Below are 20156 nucleotides of genomic sequence, written 5' to 3'. Positions count from 1 at the left end.
GCATTACCATACGATATGCGACAGCACGTCTGCGGTTGTGGCATTGTTGATGGTGATGATGTTGCCGCTGTTGAGAGTGATCAGCACGTTCAATCCTGCCTGAGTGACCAGACCGGTATTGGCGACGCCGCCGGTGAAGCCGTTGATATTGATCATATCGTTATCGCTGGCGCTGAAGTCGGTAATTGTGTCCTTGGCGGCGCCGAGCTGGAACAGGAAGATGTCCGCGCCCAGCCCGCCGGTGAGGATGTCCTTGCCGCCCAGGCCATTCAACGTATTGCTGTTGGCATTGCCGATCAGGATGTTGTTGACGCTGTTGCCGGTGGCATCGATGTTGTCGATGCCCGTCAATTCCAGGGTTTCGATATAGCGGCCATGCAGGTTGTAGCTGACGTCGCTGTAGATAATGTCCGTGCCTTCGCCGTTGACTTCGGTAACCTTTGCCGCCGTGTCGTGGATGTAATAGGTGTCGTTGCCCAGCCCGCCGATCAGGGTGTCCTGACCGACACTGCCGTCCAGAACGTCGTTGCCGGCGGCGCCGTCCAGCTTGTTGTTGCCCGGATTGCCGTACAAGACATTGTTGCCCGCATTGCCCGTTCCTTTGAGATTACCAGCCGTCAGTAGGGTGAGGTCCTCGAGATTGTCGCTCAGTGTGTAGTTGACGGAGGCGTGAACAATATCCAGGCCCTCGTTGGTGGCTTCGATGATGACGTCACCAGCGGCATTGACTGTGTAAAGGTCGTCACCGGCGCCACCGCTCATGGTGTCGGCGCCCTGTGCGCCGTCGATGCGGTTATTGCCACTATTGCCGGTCAGGACGTTGGCGAGGGAATTGCCGGTAATGTTGAGATTGGCCGCGCCAGTCAGATAGGCGTTTTCGACGGCCCGCCCGAACAGAGAGTAGGTAACCGAGCTGTAGAGTGTGTCGGTGCCTTCAAAATGGAGCTCATTGACGAGGTCGTAGACGTGGTCGACATAATAGACGTCGTCGCCAAGGCCGCCGGTCATGACGTCATAACCCGTACCGCCGTCGATCGTATCATTGTTACCGGCACCGGTCAGAGTGTCATTACCGCCATTGCCGTTGATCAGGTCAGCGGAACTGTCGCCGGCCAGCAGGTTGCCGTCATCGTCGCCGATCAGCGGCGCCCATTGTGAAGTGTAGCCGAAGGACAAGATGTCGTGGATTTCGGTGGAGCCTCCGGTGCTGGCGGTAAAGCCGACCGAAACCAGGTTCGTGTTCAACACGGCAATCAGATCGATGGCGTAGGTCAGTTGCGCCGTGCCAGGCTTGATGCCGTCGTCCGACAGGAAGACCGACAGGGTGCCGCCGCTGTATTCGACCCAGACGTCCCAGACATTGCCGTTGTCCATCGGCGTCTCGACGTCCGACGAGGCCACCGATGTCACCGAGCCGTCCTGATCGATACCGATATGGTTGGCGCTTTCGTTGGCGTTTTGCCAGGTGTCGAACTCAATGGCGACGCTGTTGGTCAGGCCGGCATAACCCAGGCCTTCGCCGTAACCGGCCGAGCCATTGCCCGTGTCACCCGCCGCCAGCACGAAGGTGAAGCCGTCCGCTCCGCCGTTCCCCGGCTCGGTAATGCGGAATTCGAAGTGGCTGCTGAAGGCTGCCGCCGATACCTTCTCCTCGGAAAAAGCCGCGCCGACGTTGTTGCCATCCGTCGAGTTCAGGCGAAGGACCGTTCCCTCTTCGGTTTCGGCCGTTGTGGCGGCGTTATACAGGTCGAGACCCGTCAGGTCCGAGAAGTTGTCGTATTGCATGTTCCATCCCCGGGGCCTTTTCTTCGAAAAGACCTCATTTATCTTTGTATTTATTAGACAAATGACGATTACGCCTTATCTGGCGTAGCAAAGGCCGAGATAGCAAAGGTAAACGTCATATTCACGAATATGATCAAAACCTTGTTATCTGGCAATCGGGAATTATCATTTCTGAAAAAACATTGGATTGCCCTTGCGGATCGCTGACAAAAAAGAGGGGATAGCCTTATCGACCTCGCGCAGGGAGTCGCCTAGTTTCGCCCGACACTTTTTTCACGGAGAGATCACCATGATCCGGATGACATGCACAGGCGCGATGGCCATGGCGGCCGCTTCCGTTCTTGCCCTGGCGGCCTGCTCGCCCAAGACCGAAACCACGACCACGACCACGACGACCACGACCAGTGTCATCGCTGAGTCGGCAGCGACCTCGATCACCTCGGCCGAAGCGTCGGTGATCGAATCCGCCGCGACGCTGGACAGCTTCACCGGCAAATGGACCGGCCCTGAGGGCACGTCGCTGACGGTTACGCCCAATGGCCCGGACTATAAGGTGATCGTGGTCAATCTGGACGGGCCGCGCGAGTTTGCCGGCACAGGCATTGACGATGGGATTCGGTTTACCCGTGACGGCCAGACCTTCACCCTGCGTAAGGGCAATGGGGACGATACCGGCATGAAGTGGCTGGCGGGCAAAAAGGACTGTATCGTTGTCACGACGGGCGAGGGCTATTGCCACGACTGACCGCTCGCTGTAGGCAGCCCTCATACGGAGGGCTGCTATGAGCGAAGACGACGACATTCTGGTAAAAGACAGCAACGGCACGCGGCTGCACGATGGCGACAGCGTGACGCTGATCAAGGATCTTAAGGTCAAGGGCTCGGGCGGTGTTACCCTGAAGCGCGGTACTTTGATCCGTAACATCCGTCTGACCAATGATCCGGCCGAGATCGAGTGCAATGCCGACAAGGTCAAGGGGCTGGTGCTGCGGACAGAGTTCGTCAAGAAGGCCTGACGAGCTAGTGCGTATGCCGGCCACGTCTGCGGGAAGATTGCCGTAAGACGATCGAATCTTTATGATTTCTTTGCCATACGGTTAACCGGCTGGCTGCTGCTGCGGCGCTTGGGGGCATCTCCTTTTCCTCCCCGGAAGGACATGTCATGGCTAAAGATCTTGTTCTCGTGCGTTCGCGCGGCCGTACATTTCAGGCCGTCGTCATTCTTCTGGCCGCCATCGCGCAGATCGTCTGCGCCCGGCTGACCGAGGTTCTCAACACCGGTATCAGCGTCGAACTGCGCTCGGCGGTTGCCAGCCATCCGCTGGTGCCATCTGGCTATGCCTTCTCGATCTGGGGCGCCATCTTCCTGTTCAGCCTGGTGGCCGCCATCTGGCAACTGCTGCCGCAACAGAAGCACAATCGCGCGCTTGCCGCTGTGGGGTGGAACATGGCTGGCATCTACATGATCAATGCCCTTTGGCAGGTCTGGGTGCCGATAGCCGGTTTCGACTGGGTCAGTGTCGCGCTCGTACTGTTCGCCCTGATCCTGGGCGTCAGCGGCTTGCTGAAGCTGCGCCACGATATGACCCTGTCGCGGATGGACGCGTTCATGGTCTTTGCGCCCCTGGCCCTGGTCACCGGCTGGTTGACAGCCGCTCTGTCGGTCAATGTGACCACCGTGCTGGTGTCGGGCTATTATGCGCTCGATCCGTCGCAAGTCGGGGTGTCGCTGGGCTTCCTGGTCGGGCTGATCCTGTTCGGCGGGGTCATGACCTGGATGACCGAAAGCCTGGTCTATGCCGGCGCCCTGGTGTGGGCCCTGTTCTGGATCATGATGGCCAATATCTACCGCGACAACGAACCGGCCATGGTGACGACCAGCCTGATCGGCATCGCCCTGATCGGGTTGGTCAGCGCCTGGGCCGTCACCCACCATCACGAAAGCGGTCCGATGCATCTTCGTCGCGGGTGAAGACGTTTCCAGTTTTCCGGAAACCGTGTTAGCCTTTCTCCGAAGAACCCAGAAAGACCTTTCGGGGAGGCTTGTCATGACGGGCAAGGGCAGATTGCGGACGGTGATCGCGGGCGGTCTTGTCGCCGGCGCGCTGGATATCGTCGATGCCTTCGTTTTCTGGGCTTGGAAGGCGGATGTGCCGGCGATGCGGATTGGCCAGTCGATCGCCGGCGGGTTGCTGGGGGAGGCGGCGTCGCGTGGCGGCTGGGCGACCTTCTCCTTGGGGATGGTGGCCCACTTCGCCATGACGGTGGTGATGGCGCTGGCCTTTTATGCCGTTGCCCGGCTGGCGCCTGTGGTCGCGCGGCACGGCCTGGCGTTCGGCGCAGTCTATGGCGCGATGGTCTATGCCATCATGACCTATCTCGTCGTGCCGCTGTCGCTGGCGACCGTAGGGCAGAACCCGCACTATCCGCCCAACATCGATCTTGTCTTTATCAACGCCATTTTTGCGCACGTCGTGCTGGTCGGCATGGTCATCGGTTATTTCACCAAACGGGCCATCAGATAAAGGTCGCCTCGCTCTTACAACAGGTGGCGCAACCCACCATATAGAACTGACGCGCCGGTGGTGCGCTGCGCCATGGCTGCCCTGTCTTGCAGGAGCCCTGGTTTACCCCAGGAAGGGGTTGTCATGACACTACGAGCCCCCTTGCACGCCTTCAAGTTTTCACGCGGCGCGGTACAGGCGCGCCTCGGCCTCGACCGCGCGGCGGAAGAGGTCAGCGAAAACGAAGGCATGGCCGAGCACCTCGCCAAGGCGCGCGACCCGGCAGCTTGGGAAAGTGACCGAATTCGGCGGCTGGGCGGGGCGTGGGATTTTTTCGCCGCCGACGCCGTTGGGCCACCTTTTCCCGGCGAGCACTTTCCGTGGAGCGCCTGATGACCTCGGACAATGCCGACCTTGAGCGCCGCGTCCTGGCGCACGAAGAGATTTTGCAGGCTCTGATCGCCCATATGGTGGAGACCGAGCCCCGGTTTCTCGAACGGCTAAGTGCCACCTTCCGTCAACCGGTGCATCTCGAGGGCGATCGGCAGGACGATATGGCGACCGCCGCTTACGCCGCGCGGTTCGTGCGCGAAGTCATTCGCCTGGAGGAACCCAAACTCGTCGAGTCTCAGAAACCTTCCCTGGTCGCCCTTTGGGATGACCTTTGGCCGACCTCGGGCGAGGTCGGACTGAAAAATGAAAACGTTCCTGTGCGATTTGAATTGCGCCAGCGTGACGATATGTGGGAGGTGATCCGCAACGGCCGTTTGGTGGGAGGCTATGTCTCGCACACCGGTGCACTCGAAGCGGCTCAGCAGGCGATCCTGGCCGTTTTTACCGTTGGCGGATCGGCCGAACTTCTGACGACGGATACCACGATATGACGACGAATTTTCGCCTTTATGAGAGCGCCTGGGTGCTGGTCGAAGGCCTTGAAGCCCCCGTGCAGGTCCATAAGGACCCGGGAAAGCCGGGCGCCTTCCGCGTCGGCGAACACCTCTACGACATCGATGCCCGCGCGATGACGGCCGGCTCTCCGAAACTGCTGTCGATCCTCAGCCTGCAGGCGATGAGCGGTGCGGGTTTGCTGGGCCGCAGTAACACCATGGCCGCCAAGGAGCCGCCGCACTCCAGCGGCAAGCTGCGCTGGAGCTTTCTGCCGTCGCGCTGATCTAGAGGATCTGCAGCCGGTTCTCCGATGGAACCAGACTGGCCCGCTCGGAGCTGTAGGTCAGGCGCACAGTATCGCGATTGCCGGCATACTTTTCCAGGGTCATCGCCCCTTCGCGGAAACACCAGATCGTAACGACATTGCTCAGGGTGCTGTACTGCGGGCCGCGCACGTTCGTCGTCGCCTGGCTGCAGGGCGTCCCGTAGGCCGCGGTCAGTTCGCCGGCAACGGCGGCATAGTCCTGCAGCGGCCAGGCCACGTGCAGGGCGCGCAGACCCTCATCGTCGAACAGGGCTTCCGTCGCCTCGGTCTTCGCCCCGGCAACCTGATTGTCGCGCAACTGACAGATGTGCTGATGGCCGGAGCGGGAAGGGGTGCAGGTGGCCAGGGCGGGGGTGCCCTGTTGCCAGCCCTGAGCGGCCTTCAAGGTCTGGAAAACGAACAGCGGCTTGACGGCAAGGTCCCAGTCCGGTTCAGAGTTCGCGCACCCGACCAGCAGGAAAGACGCCGTCAGCACGGCAGCAACAGATTTCATAAATTCGTTTTTCCACGCCCGTCCTTGCCCAATGGGAGACGCCCGATGGGGGAGGGACGACCGGTATATAGGCTTTGAATCGTAAGTTCTCGCCGCCTTTCTGCTGTTGCAGGCCTGACCGCGACACGATAGGACGGCGTTTGGAGGTGATCCATGGACATTCGCGCGGTGACGGCAGACGACAAGGCAGCGTGGCGGCCCCTGTGGCAGGCCTATCTCGACTTTTATAACCAGCCCCTGCCCGACGCCGTCACTGACCTGACCTTTGCGCGCTTCCTTGATCCCGAAGAGTCGATGTTCATGGTGGTGGCCCATGTCGATGGCGCCATGGTCGGGTTTGCCACCTATATCCTGCACCGGTCGACCTGGGCGAAGGACGGCTACTGCTATCTCGAAGACCTCTATGTCGACGATAAGGCCCGCGGCCGGGGTGCGGCGCGGGCCCTGATTGCCGCCGTGACCGAAGACGCCCGGTCACGCGGTATGGGTCGGCTGTACTGGGTCACCCACGACCACAATGCACGAGCACGCGCACTGTACGACAAGGTGGCCGACCTGACCGAGCTGGTGCAGTATCAGACAACCCTTTGAACGGTATCACTCGGTGTTTCGCGCGGCGTCGGCCGCCGGGTCGCCGCCGTGGCCCAGCGCCTGGCGGATACCCTTGCCGAAGGCCGGATCGATCAGGTCGAAATGTCCGAGCGCGCGTTCGATGATGAAGGCGGGTACGCCGCCCATCGAGCCGGCAATGGTCTCGCACGTTCGCTGCTTTTGGCCGTCGTCGAACAGGTTGAACAGGGCGCGCGCCTGGCTGTAGTCGTCATTGCCGTCACGGTGATCATAGCGGTCGGCATCGCCGGAGATTTTCAGTGGCGGCTCGCGATATTCCGCTGCTTGGGCCGGACCGCCGAAGCTGTTGGGTTCGTAATAGGCATCGGTTGGCGTCAGGCTGCCGAAGAAGCGCATCTGACCGTCGGCATGGTAGTGCCGCACCGGACATTTCGGCGCGTTGACGGGGAGGGCCTCATAGTGCGTCCCCAGGCGGTAGCGATGGGCGTCGGCATAGGCAAAGATCCGCGCCTGGAGCACCTTGTCCGGTGAAAATCCGATCCCGGGCACGATGTTCGACGGCGAGAAGGCGGCCTGCTCGATTTCGGCGAAGTAGTTGTCGGCATTGCGGTTCAACTCCATCACGCCCACCGGGATCAGAGGATAGTCGGCGTGCGGCCAGACCTTGGTGAGGTCGAACGGGTTGTACGACGTGGTTTCGGCTTCCAGTTCCGGCATGATCTGGACGTACAGATCCCACTTGGGGAAGCGGCCGGACTCGACTGCCTCGAACAGGGCCTCCTGGTAGGTTTCGCGCGACTTGCCGATGACTTCGGCCGCCTGGGCGTTGGTATAGTTGACCTTGCCCTGGCGGCTCTTGAAGTGGAACTTGACCCAGAAGCGCTCATGCTCAGCATTGATGAAGCTGAAGGTGTGAGATCCGAAGCCATCCATATGCATCGGCGACACCGGGATGCCGCGATCGGACATCAGGATGGTAACCTGGTGCAGGGCTTCCGGGCTGAGGCTCCAGTAGTCCCACATGGCCGTGGCCGAGCGCAGGTGGGTCTTCGGGTGGCGCTTTTGCGTATGGATGAAGTCCGGGAACTTGTACGGATCGCGGATGAAGAAGACTGGCGTGTTGTTGCCGACTAGGTCCCAGTTGCCTTCCTCGGTGTAGAACTTGACCGAAAAGCCGCGGACGTCGCGCTCGGCATCGGCGGCGCCCAGTTCACCAGCGACCGTCGAGAACCGGGTCAGCAGCGGGGTCGACTTGCCGACCTCGGAGAAGATCGCTGCGCGGGTATAGGGCGTGATGTCGTGGGTGACGGTAAAGGTGCCGTAGGCGCCCCAGCCCTTGGCGTGCACCACCCGTTCCGGGATACGTTCGCGGTTCTGGTGGGCCAGCTTTTCGATCAGCTGATAGTCCTGCATCAGCAGGGGGCCGCGCGGTCCGGCCGACAGGGCGTTTTGATTGTCGGCCACCGGCGCGCCGGCCGAGGTGGTCATGTGGTAAGGGCATTTGGGTTCGGACATGGCGGATCTCCTGAAAGCGACAGGTCCAGTGTTACGGCCAAGCCCGGAATAAGAAAAATCGATAATAGTTTTAATTTTCGAAACTTAAAATTATGACGCAGTGCGGCCGCCTGTTGCGAAACAGGCGGCCGTTCCATGCCTGGTGAGGCTAGTCCTATTTCAGGGCAGCCTCCAGAGCCGTTGCGAAGGTTTCCGGTTGGTCCAGCATGACGAAATGCAGGCTGTTATCGACCGCCACGAAAGTTACATTCGGCTGGCCGGCATAGGCACCCTTGTAGAAGGCCAGGGTGGCGTCCTGGGTCATGCCGTAGTGCGAGGCCACTGGCACGATCACCGTGGTCGGCGTCGTGATCTTCGCCAGGTCCGGGCGCAGGTCCAGCACGAGATCCTCATACATGGCCTGGGCGAAGACACGGCGGTCGGAGGCCAGCGACCAGCCGACGACAGTCTCCTGGTGGGCCGGGGTCGTGACCATGCGGCCGGCGCCGGCGCGTTGCTGCGCGGCAAAGGCGTCGGCCGGGGCGTTGATGAGGCTGTCACGCATAGCAGTGGCTTGCGGGGCGATGGTTTGCGCCGTGGCGTTAGGATCGAAGATCAAACCGATAAAGGGCAGGGCGTCGACGATGACCAGTTCGCTGGCGTCCTCGGGGTGCGACTTGGCCAGCATCAGCGCCATCAGCCCGCCCAGGGAATGGCCGGCGACGACCGGCTGTTTCAGGTCATTGGCCTTGATATAGGCATCGACGGCCTCAACCGAGGGCGCCAGGACGTCGCCCTGGCCGTTGGCGGCGGCAGGTTCGCCCGCAAAGCCCGACAGATTCAGGACGTGGAAGCGGTACTGGTCCTTGAACTTGGCGACCGTGCCGTCCCAGACCGCGGCCGGGGAGCCAAGGCCAGGGATCAGGATGACATCGGGGCCTTCACCGGTGACGGTGACGCTGAAGCGGGCATTGGCTTCATCGGGAAAGCGGATGGTTTCAGCCCTGGACTGCGACCAGGCGACAGCGCAAGCGACGAAAATACCGACGCCGATGGCGAACATGGCGCCCATCGACAGGCCTTTTTTGCGTGTGGGAGATTCGGACATGAGGGATTTCCTTAAAGCGTGGTGATGGATGTGAGCAGTTGATTGGCGGCGTTGATCAGGGCCTTGGCCAGGCGATGCTCCGGTTCCAGGAACAGGAAGGCAAAGAAGGCGAGGCCGGCGGCGAAACGCAGTAGTCGGGAGAAGTCGGGCGTGATCGGGCGGGCAAGGTTGTAGCGGTCACGTTCCGCAAGGGGACGATCGGACATGGAGTATTCCTTTAAGATGAGGGGGTTAAGCCGGCCGGTAAGGGTTTTCGAAGATGCTTTCCACCGGCCGGTCGAAAACAGCGGAAATCTTGTAGGCCAGATCGAGCGAGGGGATGTGCTTGTCGGTTTCGAGGGCGATGACCGCCTGGCGCGAGACCCCCAGTTTTGCGGCGAGGTCGGCCTGGGTCAGGCCCATCTCCGTGCGCAGTTCACGCAGATATTGTTTCATGCCGCCTGCCTTACGAAGACCGAGGTCAGGCCATACAGACCCCAGAAGAGGGCATAGACCAGATACAGTGAAAATTCGGGGGCGCCGGCATTGTCTTCCATGAAACCCCAGGCCGTGCACAGGAACAAGGTCAGGCCCGTGGCGATGACGAAGCGGCGGGTGGTGACGGCGCGGACATATTCATCGACGGCGTCGATATAGCGCAGGAAGACAACGATGGTGCCGCCGATGGGCAGGGCGGGCGCCACGGCCAGGACATAGAGCAGGGGACCGGTGGGTTGAAGGCCCTTGATCAGAAAGATCGAGCCGAACAGCGCGGCGACATACAGCGCCATCCAGAACGACATGCCGATGGCATATTGGGTGTTGGGCGAGGAGGTTTTCATGATTGTTTCCTATCAGGATGGATTGCGGGTAGCGCCCAGTGTGAACGGCGTTACAACGGCCAGGCAGGCGCAGAAGACGGCGAAGACGTACAGGCGCTCGAAGATCTTCACGCCGGTATAGTTTTCCAAAAAGGTGTAAGCTGAGCACAGCAGTAGCGTCAGGCCCATGGCGATGAGGTAACGCCGGACCAATTGGCCGCGGACATATTCGTCGCTTGTTTCGATGTGGCGCAGCATCACCCAGATCATGCCACCGACTGGCAGGCTGGGGAGGACCGCCAGGACGTAGGACAGTGGTACTTCCACCGGTCCTAAGCTACCCCGAAAGTAAAAGCCATTGAAAACAATAGCGGATATGTACAGCGCCATCCAGAAGGACATGCCGATCAAATAGCGAGTAAGGGGGGCTTTGTTCATGGTGTCGGCTCCGGTGAATGTAAGGTCGACTTTACATTTTCCCGAATGTCATGTCAACCTTACATCGGGAAAAATGTCAGGTCAACCTGACTTGTTGCCGGGCTTGGTTTTGCGAGACTTGAGGCGTAGGATCTGCACTGTATTTTGAAAATTTTTTCGGAGCGGATTATGAAAACCTGGACGATGTTGGCCGGCGGGGCGGTGATGGGCGCAGTTTTGACGGCCGCGGTTGTGGGGGTGGCGCAGGGCGATACAGGCGATACCGGGCGAATCGCGGCACTGGAAGCCCGACTGGCCCGGATGGAACAGGCTGTGGCGACGGGCGACAGCGTCACGGTGACGGCGAACAAGCGTCTGATCCTGACGGCGGGCGACGAGATATGGCTCGGTACCGGCAAGGCGCGGCTGCAGATGAAGAAGTCGGGTGAAATCGTCCTGTCGGGCACAGACATTACCATCGACGGTGCCGGCAAGATCAATGTCAAGTCGACGTCCGACGTCACGGTCAAGGGCAGGAAGATCGCAGAAAACTGAAAAAGGCCGGCGGTGATCCGCCGGCCTTGAACAGGTGTTGCGTGTGAGCCTGCCTACTTTTCGTTGGGCAGGCCGACCTTGCCGGTGGCCGCCTGGACGGTCACGTTGATATAGCCTTCGTGTGAGAAGGTACGCTCGTGCTTGCCGTCGGCGCCACGCTCGTGTGTGTAGCTATAGCCGTAGCTGTAGGCTGTCGGCGCGGCGTAGCCCGAGGTGGTGGTAATGCGCGTCTCGACGGTGGCGACGCTTTCGCCGACCAGTCCAGGATTGGACTGCACGACAATAAACCGTTCCGCGGGCAGGGGGCGAAACTGCACACCCAGGGTATTGCCCAGGAGGGCAAAGCGGTCCTCCCCAAAGCTGCGGGTGACCTTGCCGTCGCTTTGCAGAAGCGTGACGGTCGGCGCAAAGGTCCGGATCGCTTCCTGCACGCCACCAACGGTGACCGTGTGGTTTTCACCAGACGCCGGAATGGCATAGACGACATAGTTGCTCAGGCTGCCATCGGCCCCTGTCAGGCAGGGCGTATTGGCGTCGACCAGGGTCGAGACCGTATGAAGGACCTGCTTCTTCACCGGTGTCAGGGACACGGCGTTAGCTGTCGACGGCTCGGTCGCGCAGGTCTTGCCCGACAGGTCGGTCACGGCCATGGGCGGCGGGGGTGGCGGTGTGGTCGCACAGGCCTGCAAAAGCAGAAACGGTGCGAACCCCAGGGCGTATCTGAGCAGCTTCATACCGGTAACCGTCCTACTTCAGGAGTTGGGCGGCTGCACGGGCCGAGGCTTCGATGGCCTTTGTGAGACCTTCGGTAGCCTTGACCGGATCGGCCGCGATCGCTTCGGCACTTTCGAATGTATAGGTCTCGTCGACCGGCACATTGACCGTCAACGGCACCGGCGCCACCGCGTTATATTCGACTTGGTTGTCGAGCAGGACGTTCTTGGGGTCCTTGGCGTCGTACATCATCAGTTTGACCACGACATAGGGACGCCAGTTCTTGGTGCCACCGACCTGCTGGTAACCGTAAGCATAGCCGTTGATGTCGAGCACAGCAGTACCGGCGGCGGCGTCAGGCTGCGGGGCAATGACGACCATGCCGTGGTTTTCGGCGCGCGCCGTCTTGTTGACCGCGATGTCAAAATTCTGCGCCTTCAGTTCAGCCTCGAACGCCGCATCGAAAACGGCTTCGCCGTCGAACTTCTGAGACTCCAGCGCACCGTTGATCTTCTTGTTCTGATTGTCGGCAATCCCGGCTTCGATACCGGCGGCGGCGAGACCGACCACCAGACCCGCCAGGCCAAGCCCACCGGTCGCACTGGCCATGTTCTGGCCATTGGTCGCCAACTTGCGGACGTTCGATTTCGCCGGCACGGCATCTTCGACGACCTGGATTGTCGAGATACCCGACGTAGCCCGGTCAAAAGGAATGGGCCGGTAAGGTGTGGCGCACGCGGTGACAAGCGTCATTAGGGCGACAGACGCCAGAAGTCTCTTCATTTTGGAAATCCCCCTTGGATTTTTAGCGAGCGCCATGCGGGTTTTGGGCCGGACGCTTTCGCCGCCAATCTGCCACATTGTCAGGGCTTTGCAATATCTTTATTTTCTTTATGAAATACTCGTGCGCCGCGAGAACTATAAAGCCGTCGGGACGTGGCGCCAAATTGGTCTGATTGCGCTGGCGCCGTTTTCCGCTAGGGTCTCCCCTTCAGGGAGATTCCGCCATGGCCGAAGTGATTGCCTTCAAGAAACGTGAAAAGCCGAAGGAGGAGGAGCCCGCGCCACCCAAACCGGCGTCGGTGCGCTTTGAGGCGCTGGATATCCTGCGCGGCCTGTTCATCATCGGCATGCTGTTGGCCAACAATGCCGGCGACTGGAGCCATATCTACACGCCGCTGGATCATGCCGAATGGCATGGCTTCACCCTGACGGACATGGTGTTTCCGGGCTTTATGACCTGCGTCGGCCTGTCGATGACCCTGTCCCTGGGGCGGCGCCAAAAAACCTTAAACAGTCAGGCGGGCGGCAAGGCGGCCCTGCTGGTGCACAGTTTGCGCCGGGCGGCTATCCTGGTCGGGATCGGCCTGTTCCTGAACCTGCTGCCGCAGTTCGATTTCGAGCATTGGCGCCTGCCGGGCGTTCTGCAACGTATTGGCATCTGCTACGCCATCGCGTCAGGTCTGGTGGTGCTGCATTCGCATCAGAATCAGCAAGGCGGCCTGATCCTCCATAGCCGTGCGCTGGCCTTGTGGGGCGTAGGATTCCTGGTGGCCTATACCCTGCTGCTGAAATATGTCCCCGTACCGGATGGGGCAGGGGCCAACCAATGGGATGCCATCCATTCCTGGCCGGCCTGGGTCGATATGCAGGTTCTGGGCGTCAATCACGTGTGGAGTGGCGCCAAGACCTACGACCCGGAAGGTCTGCTGTCGTCCGTGCCGGCGACGTCCAACATCCTGTTCGGCATTCTGATGGGGCTGTACATCAACACCAGGACGCCGCGTAACGCCTGGGGCGGGGTGGCGATCATCGGCGTGCTGCTGATGCTGCTGGCCCTGGTGCTGGACTCGTACGTTCCGATCATCAAAAAGCTGTGGACGCCGAGTTTTGTGCTTTTGTCCTGTGGTTTCGCCTTCACCGTCCTGGCGGTGTTGATGGTCGTTATGGACCGGCTGGGCTTCAAGCGCTGGGCGGTGCCGATCAAGCTGTTCGGCACCAATGCCATCCTGGTCTATGTCTTTGCCTGGCTTCTGTCGATTGCGCTGGGCATGACCGGTGGGACGGGTGCGGCGACGACCTGGATCTTGGCCCAGGTCGGGGATCCGTATCTGATGTCGTTCCTGTATGCCTTCGGGGCGCTGGTGATCTGCGGTCTGTTCCTGGTGCCGTTCTACATCAAACGCTGGTTCCTCAAAATCTGATTCATTTATCCTCCCCCGCTTTGCCTGCCGGCGAGGCCGGGGGAGGGTAAGCCTAATTGACTCCCGTCTTCTTCAGGCGTAAGTTAGTACTGACCGGTCAGTACGGAATGGAGCGAGTATGGTCGAGCCCACACCCTTGCGATCGCGCCGTGCCGCGCCGGAAGTGCGCCAGGCCGATATTCTCGATGCCGCCTTAGCCGAGTTTTCCGAGCATGGCTTCGAAGGCGCGCGCATGGAGGATGTCGCCCGCCAGGCCCGTGTCAGCAAGGGCACGGTCTATCTCTACTATCCCACCAAGCAGGCCCTGTTCGAAGCGTTGATCATGCGCGACATCGCGCCCAGAGTGGCCTTGGCCAGCGTTTTCTTGAAGGGCTATGACGGGCCGCTGGAGCCGGCTCTGATGCGCATCGTCGAGATGGTAGGGGCGGCGATAGCCAGCGGCAAATTACCCGTTTACCCCAAGCTTCTGATCGCTGAAGCCCAGCGTTTCCCCGCCTTGGCCGCCTTCTATCGCCGCGAGGTTGTGGGCAAGATGCTGGAGGGGCTGACGACCCTGTTCGACCGCGCGCTGGCGCGTGGCGAAATCTCCGGGACCACCGGTGAAATGGCGGCGCACCTGTTTATCGCGCCGATCCTGAAATCGGTCATGTGGCAATTGGTGTTTGCTGCGGCTGAAGAGGTTCCGTTTGCTCCCGAGCCCTATCTGAAAGCCCATGTGCAACTGTTTCTCAGGGGATTGAACCATGCGTAGGTTCGCTTTGGTGGCCTTACTGACGGTGTGCGGTTGTTCCGGCAAACCGGCCGACACCTACAGCGGCTATGTCGAGGCGCAATCGGTCAGCGTCGCCGCGCCGCAGTCGGGTTGGCTGGCGACGGTTGAGGTCGATCGCGGCGCCGAAATTACGGACGGCCAGGTGCTGTTTACGCTGGACCCGACCCAGGCCGGCAACAGCCTGTCCGGGGCGCAGAGCCGCGCCGAGGCGGCTGCCGCCCAGGCTGATGACCTCAGCAAGGGGGCGCGCGATGCCGATATCGCGCCGCTGCTGGCCCAGCGGGTTCAGGCCCAGGCGGCGTTGGATCTGGCGACCGCTAACGAGACGCGATATGCCCAGCTTGAGACCAAGGGGTTCGTCTCAGCGGCCCAGATGGATGCCCTGCGGACGCAAACTCGGTCGGCGCGGGCAGCGGTGACCAATATCGATCGTTTGATTGCCGAACGCCGGCAATCGGCGCGCCAGGACCAGCAACGGGCGGCTTCGGCACAGGCGGCGGCCGCTTCGGCCGATGTCGCCAATGCGCAGTGGACGGTAGATGAACGGTCAGTCCGGGCGCGGTTGTCCGGTCAGGTCGACGAGCGGCTGCGCGAGCCGGGTGAGTTCGTCGCCGCCGGCGCCGCGGTGCTCACGGTGCGGCCAAAGGGACGCGAGTTCGTCCGGTTCTATGTGCCGCAATCGGAACTGACGAAGTTCAAGATCGGTACTGTGGTGAAGGTGTCGTGCGATGGCTGCGCGATTCAAACTGCCCGCGTGCGCTTTATCGCGGCCAATGCCGAGTTCACACCGCCGGTGATTTACAGCGTCAAGGAGCGCCAGAAGCTGATGTTCCTGATCGAGGCGGTACCGGAAAAACCCGACGCCTTGCATGCCGGCCAGCCGGTGGATGTGCGGCTGTGAGGAAGTTGTTCGATCTCCAGCGCGTCTCTATTCGTGGAGCTTGGCGTTCTTCACGTCTTATACTCCCCCGTTATACGGGGGAGGTGGCGGCGCGCGTCAGCGCGCAGTCGGAGGGGGGAGTTCTTGGCGCAATTGTCGGCAAGATATCGGGGGGGATAGAGGAAACACCGGCGGGCCAAATCCCCCCTCCGTCTCAGTTGCTGTCGCAACCGATCCACCTCCCCCGCATAGCGGGGGAGTATAGACCTTTCTCTAGAGACCACTTGCGTCGCTTTGCACCCTTTCTCGCACATCCAGATGGCGGGAGGTACGCATGACCAAGGCTGGAGACAACCTCGCTATCGACGTCCGCGGCCTGACCAAGACGTTTGGCAAGCGAAAGGCCGTCGACAGCGTCGATATCGCCATGCCGCGCGGTCAGGTCTGGGGCTTTCTCGGCCCCAACGGGTCGGGCAAGACCACCACCATCCGCATGCTGTGCGGATTGCTACGGCCCGATGCGGGGCAGGGAACCTGCCTCGGCTACGACATCCTCAAGCACAGCCGCGAGATCAAGCGCCAGGTTGGATATATGACGCAGAAGTTCTCCTATTGGGAGGACCTGACCATTCGCGAGAACCTGGAGTTCGTCGCCAATCTCTACGACATTGCCAACAAAAAGCAGGTCGTTGATGACACACTGGAACAACTGGGCCTGACGACGCGCCAAAAACAACTGGCCGGCACCTTGTCGGGGGGCTGGAAACAGCGTCTGGCCCTGGCTGCCTGTACCTTGCACAGTCCGAAGATGCTGATGCTGGACGAGCCGACCGCGGGTGTGGACCCGCAGGCGCGGCGCGACTTCTGGGACCAGATCCACCGGCTGTCGGCCCAGGGGCTGACCGTGCTGGTCTCGACCCACTATATGGACGAGGCCGAACGCTGCGACCAGATCGTCTATATCGCCTACGGCAAGCTGATGGCCCAGGGCCGCGTCGAGGACATTATCGACCAGAGCGGGCTTTACACCTTTGTGGCTGAGGGCACGGGCGTACGCGAACTGATGGAACGCCTGCGCAATAAAACTGGCGCCGACCATGTCGCCTATTTCGGCAATGCGCTGCATGTGTCGGGCGGTAATCTGGATGCGCTGACGGCCTTGATCAAGGGCGAACAGGTGGTTGGCATCATCTGGCATCAGGCGCGGCCCAGCCTGGAGGACGTTTTTATCCACCTGATGGGTCAGTCCGTCGACAACACGGCGGTAGCTTGACATGTTCGCTGCGCTGAACCGCATCCTGGCTATACTGATCAAGGAATTCATCCAGATGCGGCGCGACCGCATGACGTTTGGCATGATGATCATGGTGCCGGTGGTGCAACTGACCCTGTTCGGCTTCGCCATCAATTCCGACCCGCGGCATCTGCCGACCCTGTTGTATCTGGAGGACGAGTCCGCTGTGGTTCGATCGCTGGCGGCCGGGCTTCAGAACTCGACCTATTTCGATATCGAGGGGCAGGTGAGCAGCGCGAAAGAGGGAACGGATGCGCTGCAGTCGGGCAAGGTCGCCTTCGTCATCACCGTGCCGGCAGGGTTCACGCGCGACCTGCTGCGTGGTGACAAGCCGCAGGTGCTGATCGAGGCCGACGCTTCGGATCCATCGGCGGCCTCTAATGCCGTCGGTATGATCCAGCAGATCGTCAATTCTGCCTTGCGTCAGGACCTGAAAGGCGAGTGGGCCGGCCTGTCCCAGGCGCCGCCGCCCGTCGATATCATCGTCCACCGCATGTACAATCCGGAGGGCATCTCTCAGTACAATATCGTACCCGGCCTGCTCGGGGTGATTTTGACCATGACCATGATCATGATCACCTCGATCGCCATGACGCGGGAAACCGAGCGCGGCAATATGGAAAACCTGCTGGCCATGCCGGCGCGACCGTGGGAGGTCATGGTCGGCAAGATCGTGCCCTATATCGGCGTCGGCCTGGTCCAGACGGCGATCGTGCTTCTAGCCTCAGCCTACATTTTCGGCGTGCCTTTCATCGGGTCATTCTGGCTGCTGGCCCTGGGGGTGGCCTTGTTCATCATCGCCAACCTGGCGGTCGGGTTTACGTTTTCGACGATTGCCCGTACGCAAATGCAGGCCATGCAGATGACGTTTTTCTTTTTCCTGCCGTCCTTGTTGTTGTCGGGCTTCATGTTCCCGTTCCGCGGCATGCCCGAATGGGCACAGGCGATCGGCCAGATCTTCCCGCTGACCCATTTCCTGCGGATCGTACGGTCAGTAATGCTCAAGGGCTCGGACTTCGCCGCCATGTGGCCGAACATCTGGCCGCTGCTGGTGTTTATCGCCGTAGCGACGGCGGTGGCGATGAAGCGATATCGGTCGACCCTGGATTAAAGCAAATTCTCATCGGTTTGAAGCGGCACGTCTCTTGAGCTACCTTAGGCTTGTGTTTTGGACCCGAAGGCGGAAAGCATGGTATACGCGGAGAATCTACCCTCTAAAAATGAGGATGAACAGCCAGTTCCAGAATTATGGCGTCCCGTCTTGGCAGAGATTGCCGATCAGCTCGCCAAGGGTGATTACACACTTTCCTCAAGGCCATCTAACGCCAGTCCAGTTGACGATGACCTTGCGGGGCTTATCGCGCATCAGATTGCATCGTACGGCGACGAACTAACCAGCTTGTTGGATGAAACCTGGAAAAGTGCCGTCTATTTATGGATGGGCGAACACTGGGAAGTACTCGTTGATCTTTGCACTAAGTCGGAGGGCGTATGCGACTTGGCCCTGTTCGTGAAAGTGTTTCAGGAAGCAGAAGACTACCGATTCCAAGTTTGGTCAGTGCATGTTCCTTAGCCAGCCGTCGACATCTTAGCGCCAGCCAATTGCTCCAACATAATCGCATCCGCAGGATACGATGCTATATGTTCGGAGTCTGCCGTAGGTCTGAACCTGCAGCGCAGCGGCAATTATTGAAGTGGGTCCACAGATTACACAGATTACACAGATTTTTTTCTAATCTTAATCTGTGAAATCTGTGTAATCTGTGGACCCACTTTGAGAAATATTCCGCTTCGCAGGGCGTTGGGGATTACGCTTACTTCATGTTGTCTCGGATCACCGTCATCAGCAGGCCATTGCGCGGGATCTTCGCCGCCATGCCTTCGTCCATCAGGTAATAGAACCGGCCGGCCGGGAACTCCGGCGGGATTTCGTAGTCCATCGCCTCCCAGACATCCTCGCGGAAGCTGTAAAAGGCCCAATGTGAACCATAGCCGTTCAGGATATCCAGCACGTCGTTGAGGTATGCCCCGCAGTCCGACCAAACCCGCACGCAGCCATATTCCCCAGCCACCATGCGGTTGACGGGCACGCCGTTGGCCTTGGCCCAAGCGAACGGCTGGGCCAGGAAGGCTTCCATGGCCTTGCGGTCGAAGGTCTCGCCGCCGGGCCAGGCGGGGCCGGGATAGGGCGATTGCGGATCGCGTTTGATTTGAGGGGAACTGGTCAGGTTCCACGGCTCGTACATATGAAAGGCGTACAGGACCTTATCGTCCTTCAGCGGCGTCCAATAGGCGAAGCTGCCGGCATTGGCGTACCAGCCGCCGTCGACCATGACCGGCGTATTCGGATCGACGTCTCGGATGGCCTTGATGATGTGTTCGTAAAGCGCAGGCAGATCGCGCGTCGTGCCCTTGTGCTTGTCATACCAGGCCACCCGCGTGGCCGCGTCGGCATCCTCCGCCATGCCCTGGCCTTTTTCGGGCGTCGGTTCGTTGAGCAGGTTGTAGCCCGCCAGCGCCGGATGGTCCTTTACCGCGGTGGCAAGGTCACGCCAGAAGGCCGCTGATTGATTCCAGTAGGCGCGATCGTTCCACAGTCGTTCGTCCTGTTGGCCGCCGTTCTGCTGGTTCCAGCGATCGCCCGGCAGCGACAGCGGCACCAGCACGACCTTGATTCCGGCGGCGTTGGCAGCATCCAGCGTCTTGATCAGGGTTGCCAGATCGGACGCCGGAATGCCGGTATAGACATCGGCGTCACCAATCAGGAAGTCCTGGCCTTCGCCCTTCCACTTGCTCCAGGTCAGGCGCACCCAGGTGGCGCCGGTGGCCTTCAGTGCACGGAAATAGGCTTCGTCGGGCGCCTTGCCATTGAAGCTGTTGCCACCGTACTGCGGCTTATCCCAGAAGATGATGTCGCCCGCCTTAGCCGGGGCGGCCAGGCACAGCAGAGCGGCAACGGTGGCGAGCAGGCGTTTCATGCTCAGCGCACAATGGGAAGCCCGGCCGCATGCCAGGCCTTGATGCCGCCCGCCAGATGGTCGGTGATGTCGAGCCCGGCGGCCTGACAGGCCTCCAGGGCGCGGACCGAGCGGACACCGCCGGCGCATTGCAGTACCACGCGCTTGCCCTTCGCGTCCGGCAAGGCCAGGGGATCGAAGGTCGACAGCGGTGCCAGGACCGCGCCGTCGATGCGGGCGTCGGCGAATTCGTTGTCCTCTCGGACATCGATCAGCAGGACGTCACCGGCTTCGAGATGTTGCGCCAGCTCTTCGGGTGGCATGTCGTAAACCTGGACCATGGTGTCTCCTTTTCCTGCGAGACCGTTTGCAAATTGGTGATGCCGGCCTGCAAAG

27 protein-coding genes are annotated in these 20156 nt (G+C 60.7%); 15 read left to right on the top strand and 12 right to left on the bottom strand.

Features of this window, described 5'->3' with window-relative positions; genetic code table 11:
* Positions 1-3 precede the first annotated feature (3 nt).
* The gene (locus tag ABI_RS24045) at positions 4-1785 is read right to left on the bottom strand and encodes a lectin-like domain-containing protein (RefSeq protein ID WP_006275361.1); all 1782 of its coding nucleotides are present in this window, start codon (positions 1783-1785) and stop codon (positions 4-6) included.
* A gap of 289 nt (positions 1786-2074) precedes the next feature.
* Between ABI_RS24045 and ABI_RS22395 the strand changes: the two genes are divergently transcribed.
* The 7 genes from ABI_RS22395 to ABI_RS22365 all read left to right on the top strand — a co-directional run bounded on the left by ABI_RS22395 (position 2075) and on the right by ABI_RS22365 (position 5460).
* Positions 2075-2530, top strand: a complete 456-nt coding sequence (locus ABI_RS22395) for a hypothetical protein (RefSeq protein ID WP_245531427.1) — start codon at positions 2075-2077, stop codon at positions 2528-2530.
* Positions 2531-2567: 37 nt separating this feature from the next.
* Positions 2568-2801 carry an alkylphosphonate utilization protein gene (locus ABI_RS22390; RefSeq protein WP_006275359.1) on the top strand — a complete coding sequence of 78 codons (234 nt, stop codon included), beginning with the start codon at positions 2568-2570 and terminating at the stop codon, positions 2799-2801.
* 146 nt (positions 2802-2947) lie between these two features.
* Positions 2948-3757: a TspO-related membrane protein gene (locus tag ABI_RS22385; RefSeq protein ID WP_006275358.1), complete on the top strand. Its 810-nt coding sequence runs from the start codon at positions 2948-2950 to the stop codon at positions 3755-3757.
* Between the two features lie 76 nt (positions 3758-3833).
* Positions 3834-4310, top strand: a complete 477-nt coding sequence (locus ABI_RS22380) for a hypothetical protein (protein ID WP_006275357.1) — start codon at positions 3834-3836, stop codon at positions 4308-4310.
* A 123-nt stretch (positions 4311-4433) separates the two neighbouring features.
* Positions 4434-4682 (top strand): hypothetical protein, encoded by a 249-nt coding sequence (locus ABI_RS22375; protein ID WP_040309989.1) that lies wholly within the window; start codon positions 4434-4436, stop codon positions 4680-4682.
* Positions 4682-5173 carry a hypothetical protein gene (locus tag ABI_RS22370; protein ID WP_157139081.1) on the top strand — a complete coding sequence of 164 codons (492 nt, stop codon included), beginning with the start codon at positions 4682-4684 and terminating at the stop codon, positions 5171-5173. The genes ABI_RS22375 and ABI_RS22370 overlap by 1 nt, the downstream gene beginning before the upstream one ends.
* A complete protein-coding gene (locus ABI_RS22365; protein WP_006275354.1) occupies positions 5170-5460 on the top strand; it encodes a hypothetical protein in 291 nt (96 codons plus the stop codon). Before ABI_RS22370 ends, ABI_RS22365 begins: the two co-directional genes overlap by 4 nt.
* A gap of 1 nt (position 5461) precedes the next feature.
* On the opposite strand, the gene ABI_RS22360 is transcribed toward ABI_RS22365, so the two are convergent.
* Complete coding sequence (locus tag ABI_RS22360; RefSeq protein ID WP_006275353.1) at positions 5462-5995, bottom strand: hypothetical protein; 534 nt, start codon at positions 5993-5995, stop codon at positions 5462-5464.
* Between the two features lie 153 nt (positions 5996-6148).
* Between ABI_RS22360 and ABI_RS22355 the strand changes: the two genes are divergently transcribed.
* The gene (locus ABI_RS22355; RefSeq protein ID WP_006275352.1) at positions 6149-6586 is read left to right on the top strand and encodes a GNAT family N-acetyltransferase; all 438 of its coding nucleotides are present in this window, start codon (positions 6149-6151) and stop codon (positions 6584-6586) included.
* A gap of 6 nt (positions 6587-6592) precedes the next feature.
* Here ABI_RS22355 and ABI_RS22350 read toward each other — a convergent pair whose 3' ends face one another.
* From ABI_RS22350 to ABI_RS22325, 6 genes are all read right to left on the bottom strand, one after another.
* Positions 6593-8080 carry a catalase gene (locus tag ABI_RS22350; protein ID WP_083811616.1) on the bottom strand — a complete coding sequence of 496 codons (1488 nt, stop codon included), beginning with the start codon at positions 8078-8080 and terminating at the stop codon, positions 6593-6595.
* A 154-nt stretch (positions 8081-8234) separates the two neighbouring features.
* A complete protein-coding gene (locus ABI_RS22345) occupies positions 8235-9167 on the bottom strand; it encodes an alpha/beta fold hydrolase (RefSeq protein WP_006275350.1) in 933 nt (310 codons plus the stop codon).
* A gap of 11 nt (positions 9168-9178) precedes the next feature.
* Positions 9179-9373 carry a hypothetical protein gene (locus ABI_RS22340; protein WP_006275349.1) on the bottom strand — a complete coding sequence of 65 codons (195 nt, stop codon included), beginning with the start codon at positions 9371-9373 and terminating at the stop codon, positions 9179-9181.
* Between the two features lie 25 nt (positions 9374-9398).
* Entirely contained in the window at positions 9399-9602 is a 204-nt protein-coding gene (locus ABI_RS22335; protein ID WP_006275348.1) for a helix-turn-helix transcriptional regulator, read from the bottom strand.
* On the bottom strand, positions 9599-9988 hold the full coding sequence (locus ABI_RS22330) for a hypothetical protein (protein ID WP_006275347.1): 390 nt from the start codon (positions 9986-9988) through the stop codon (positions 9599-9601). Before ABI_RS22330 ends, ABI_RS22335 begins: the two co-directional genes overlap by 4 nt.
* A 12-nt stretch (positions 9989-10000) precedes the next feature.
* Complete coding sequence (locus ABI_RS22325; protein ID WP_040309988.1) at positions 10001-10405, bottom strand: hypothetical protein; 405 nt, start codon at positions 10403-10405, stop codon at positions 10001-10003.
* A gap of 168 nt (positions 10406-10573) precedes the next feature.
* Between ABI_RS22325 and ABI_RS22320 the strand changes: the two genes are divergently transcribed.
* Positions 10574-10939 (top strand): hypothetical protein, encoded by a 366-nt coding sequence (locus ABI_RS22320; RefSeq protein ID WP_040309987.1) that lies wholly within the window; start codon positions 10574-10576, stop codon positions 10937-10939.
* A gap of 53 nt (positions 10940-10992) precedes the next feature.
* Here the strand turns inward: ABI_RS22320 and ABI_RS22315 are convergent, their stop codons facing one another.
* Both ABI_RS22315 and ABI_RS22310 read right to left on the bottom strand, forming a co-directional pair.
* Positions 10993-11673: a hypothetical protein gene (locus ABI_RS22315; protein ID WP_006275344.1), complete on the bottom strand. Its 681-nt coding sequence runs from the start codon at positions 11671-11673 to the stop codon at positions 10993-10995.
* A gap of 13 nt (positions 11674-11686) precedes the next feature.
* Positions 11687-12436 (bottom strand): hypothetical protein, encoded by a 750-nt coding sequence (locus ABI_RS22310; protein ID WP_006275343.1) that lies wholly within the window; start codon positions 12434-12436, stop codon positions 11687-11689.
* Positions 12437-12660: 224 nt separating this feature from the next.
* Here ABI_RS22310 and ABI_RS22305 point away from each other — a divergent pair, with 224 nt between their 5' ends.
* The 6 genes from ABI_RS22305 to ABI_RS22280 all read left to right on the top strand — a co-directional run bounded on the left by ABI_RS22305 (position 12661) and on the right by ABI_RS22280 (position 18376).
* On the top strand, positions 12661-13857 hold the full coding sequence (locus ABI_RS22305; protein ID WP_006275341.1) for an acyltransferase family protein: 1197 nt from the start codon (positions 12661-12663) through the stop codon (positions 13855-13857).
* 118 nt (positions 13858-13975) lie between these two features.
* Positions 13976-14608, top strand: a complete 633-nt coding sequence (locus ABI_RS22300; RefSeq protein WP_006275340.1) for a TetR/AcrR family transcriptional regulator — start codon at positions 13976-13978, stop codon at positions 14606-14608.
* On the top strand, positions 14601-15530 hold the full coding sequence (locus ABI_RS22295; RefSeq protein ID WP_040309985.1) for an HlyD family secretion protein: 930 nt from the start codon (positions 14601-14603) through the stop codon (positions 15528-15530). Before ABI_RS22300 ends, ABI_RS22295 begins: the two co-directional genes overlap by 8 nt.
* Before the next feature lie 313 nt (positions 15531-15843).
* Entirely contained in the window at positions 15844-16782 is a 939-nt protein-coding gene (locus tag ABI_RS22290; RefSeq protein ID WP_006275338.1) for an ABC transporter ATP-binding protein, read from the top strand.
* 1 nt (position 16783) lies between these two features.
* Positions 16784-17914: an ABC transporter permease gene (locus tag ABI_RS22285; RefSeq protein ID WP_006275337.1), complete on the top strand. Its 1131-nt coding sequence runs from the start codon at positions 16784-16786 to the stop codon at positions 17912-17914.
* Between the two features lie 78 nt (positions 17915-17992).
* Positions 17993-18376, top strand: a complete 384-nt coding sequence (locus ABI_RS22280; RefSeq protein ID WP_040309984.1) for a DUF7668 domain-containing protein — start codon at positions 17993-17995, stop codon at positions 18374-18376.
* Positions 18377-18617: 241 nt separating this feature from the next.
* Here the strand turns inward: ABI_RS22280 and ABI_RS22275 are convergent, their stop codons facing one another.
* Both ABI_RS22275 and ABI_RS22270 read right to left on the bottom strand, forming a co-directional pair.
* Positions 18618-19781 (bottom strand): glycoside hydrolase family 5 protein, encoded by a 1164-nt coding sequence (locus tag ABI_RS22275; protein WP_006275336.1) that lies wholly within the window; start codon positions 19779-19781, stop codon positions 18618-18620.
* A gap of 2 nt (positions 19782-19783) precedes the next feature.
* Complete coding sequence (locus ABI_RS22270) at positions 19784-20101, bottom strand: rhodanese-like domain-containing protein (RefSeq protein WP_040309983.1); 318 nt, start codon at positions 20099-20101, stop codon at positions 19784-19786.
* Positions 20102-20156: the final 55 nt, after the last annotated feature.

This window comes from Asticcacaulis biprosthecium C19, from assembly GCF_000204015.1.
Classification (GTDB): domain Bacteria; phylum Pseudomonadota; class Alphaproteobacteria; order Caulobacterales; family Caulobacteraceae; genus Asticcacaulis; species Asticcacaulis biprosthecius.
This window is presented reverse-complemented; position numbering and strand designations above follow the sequence as displayed.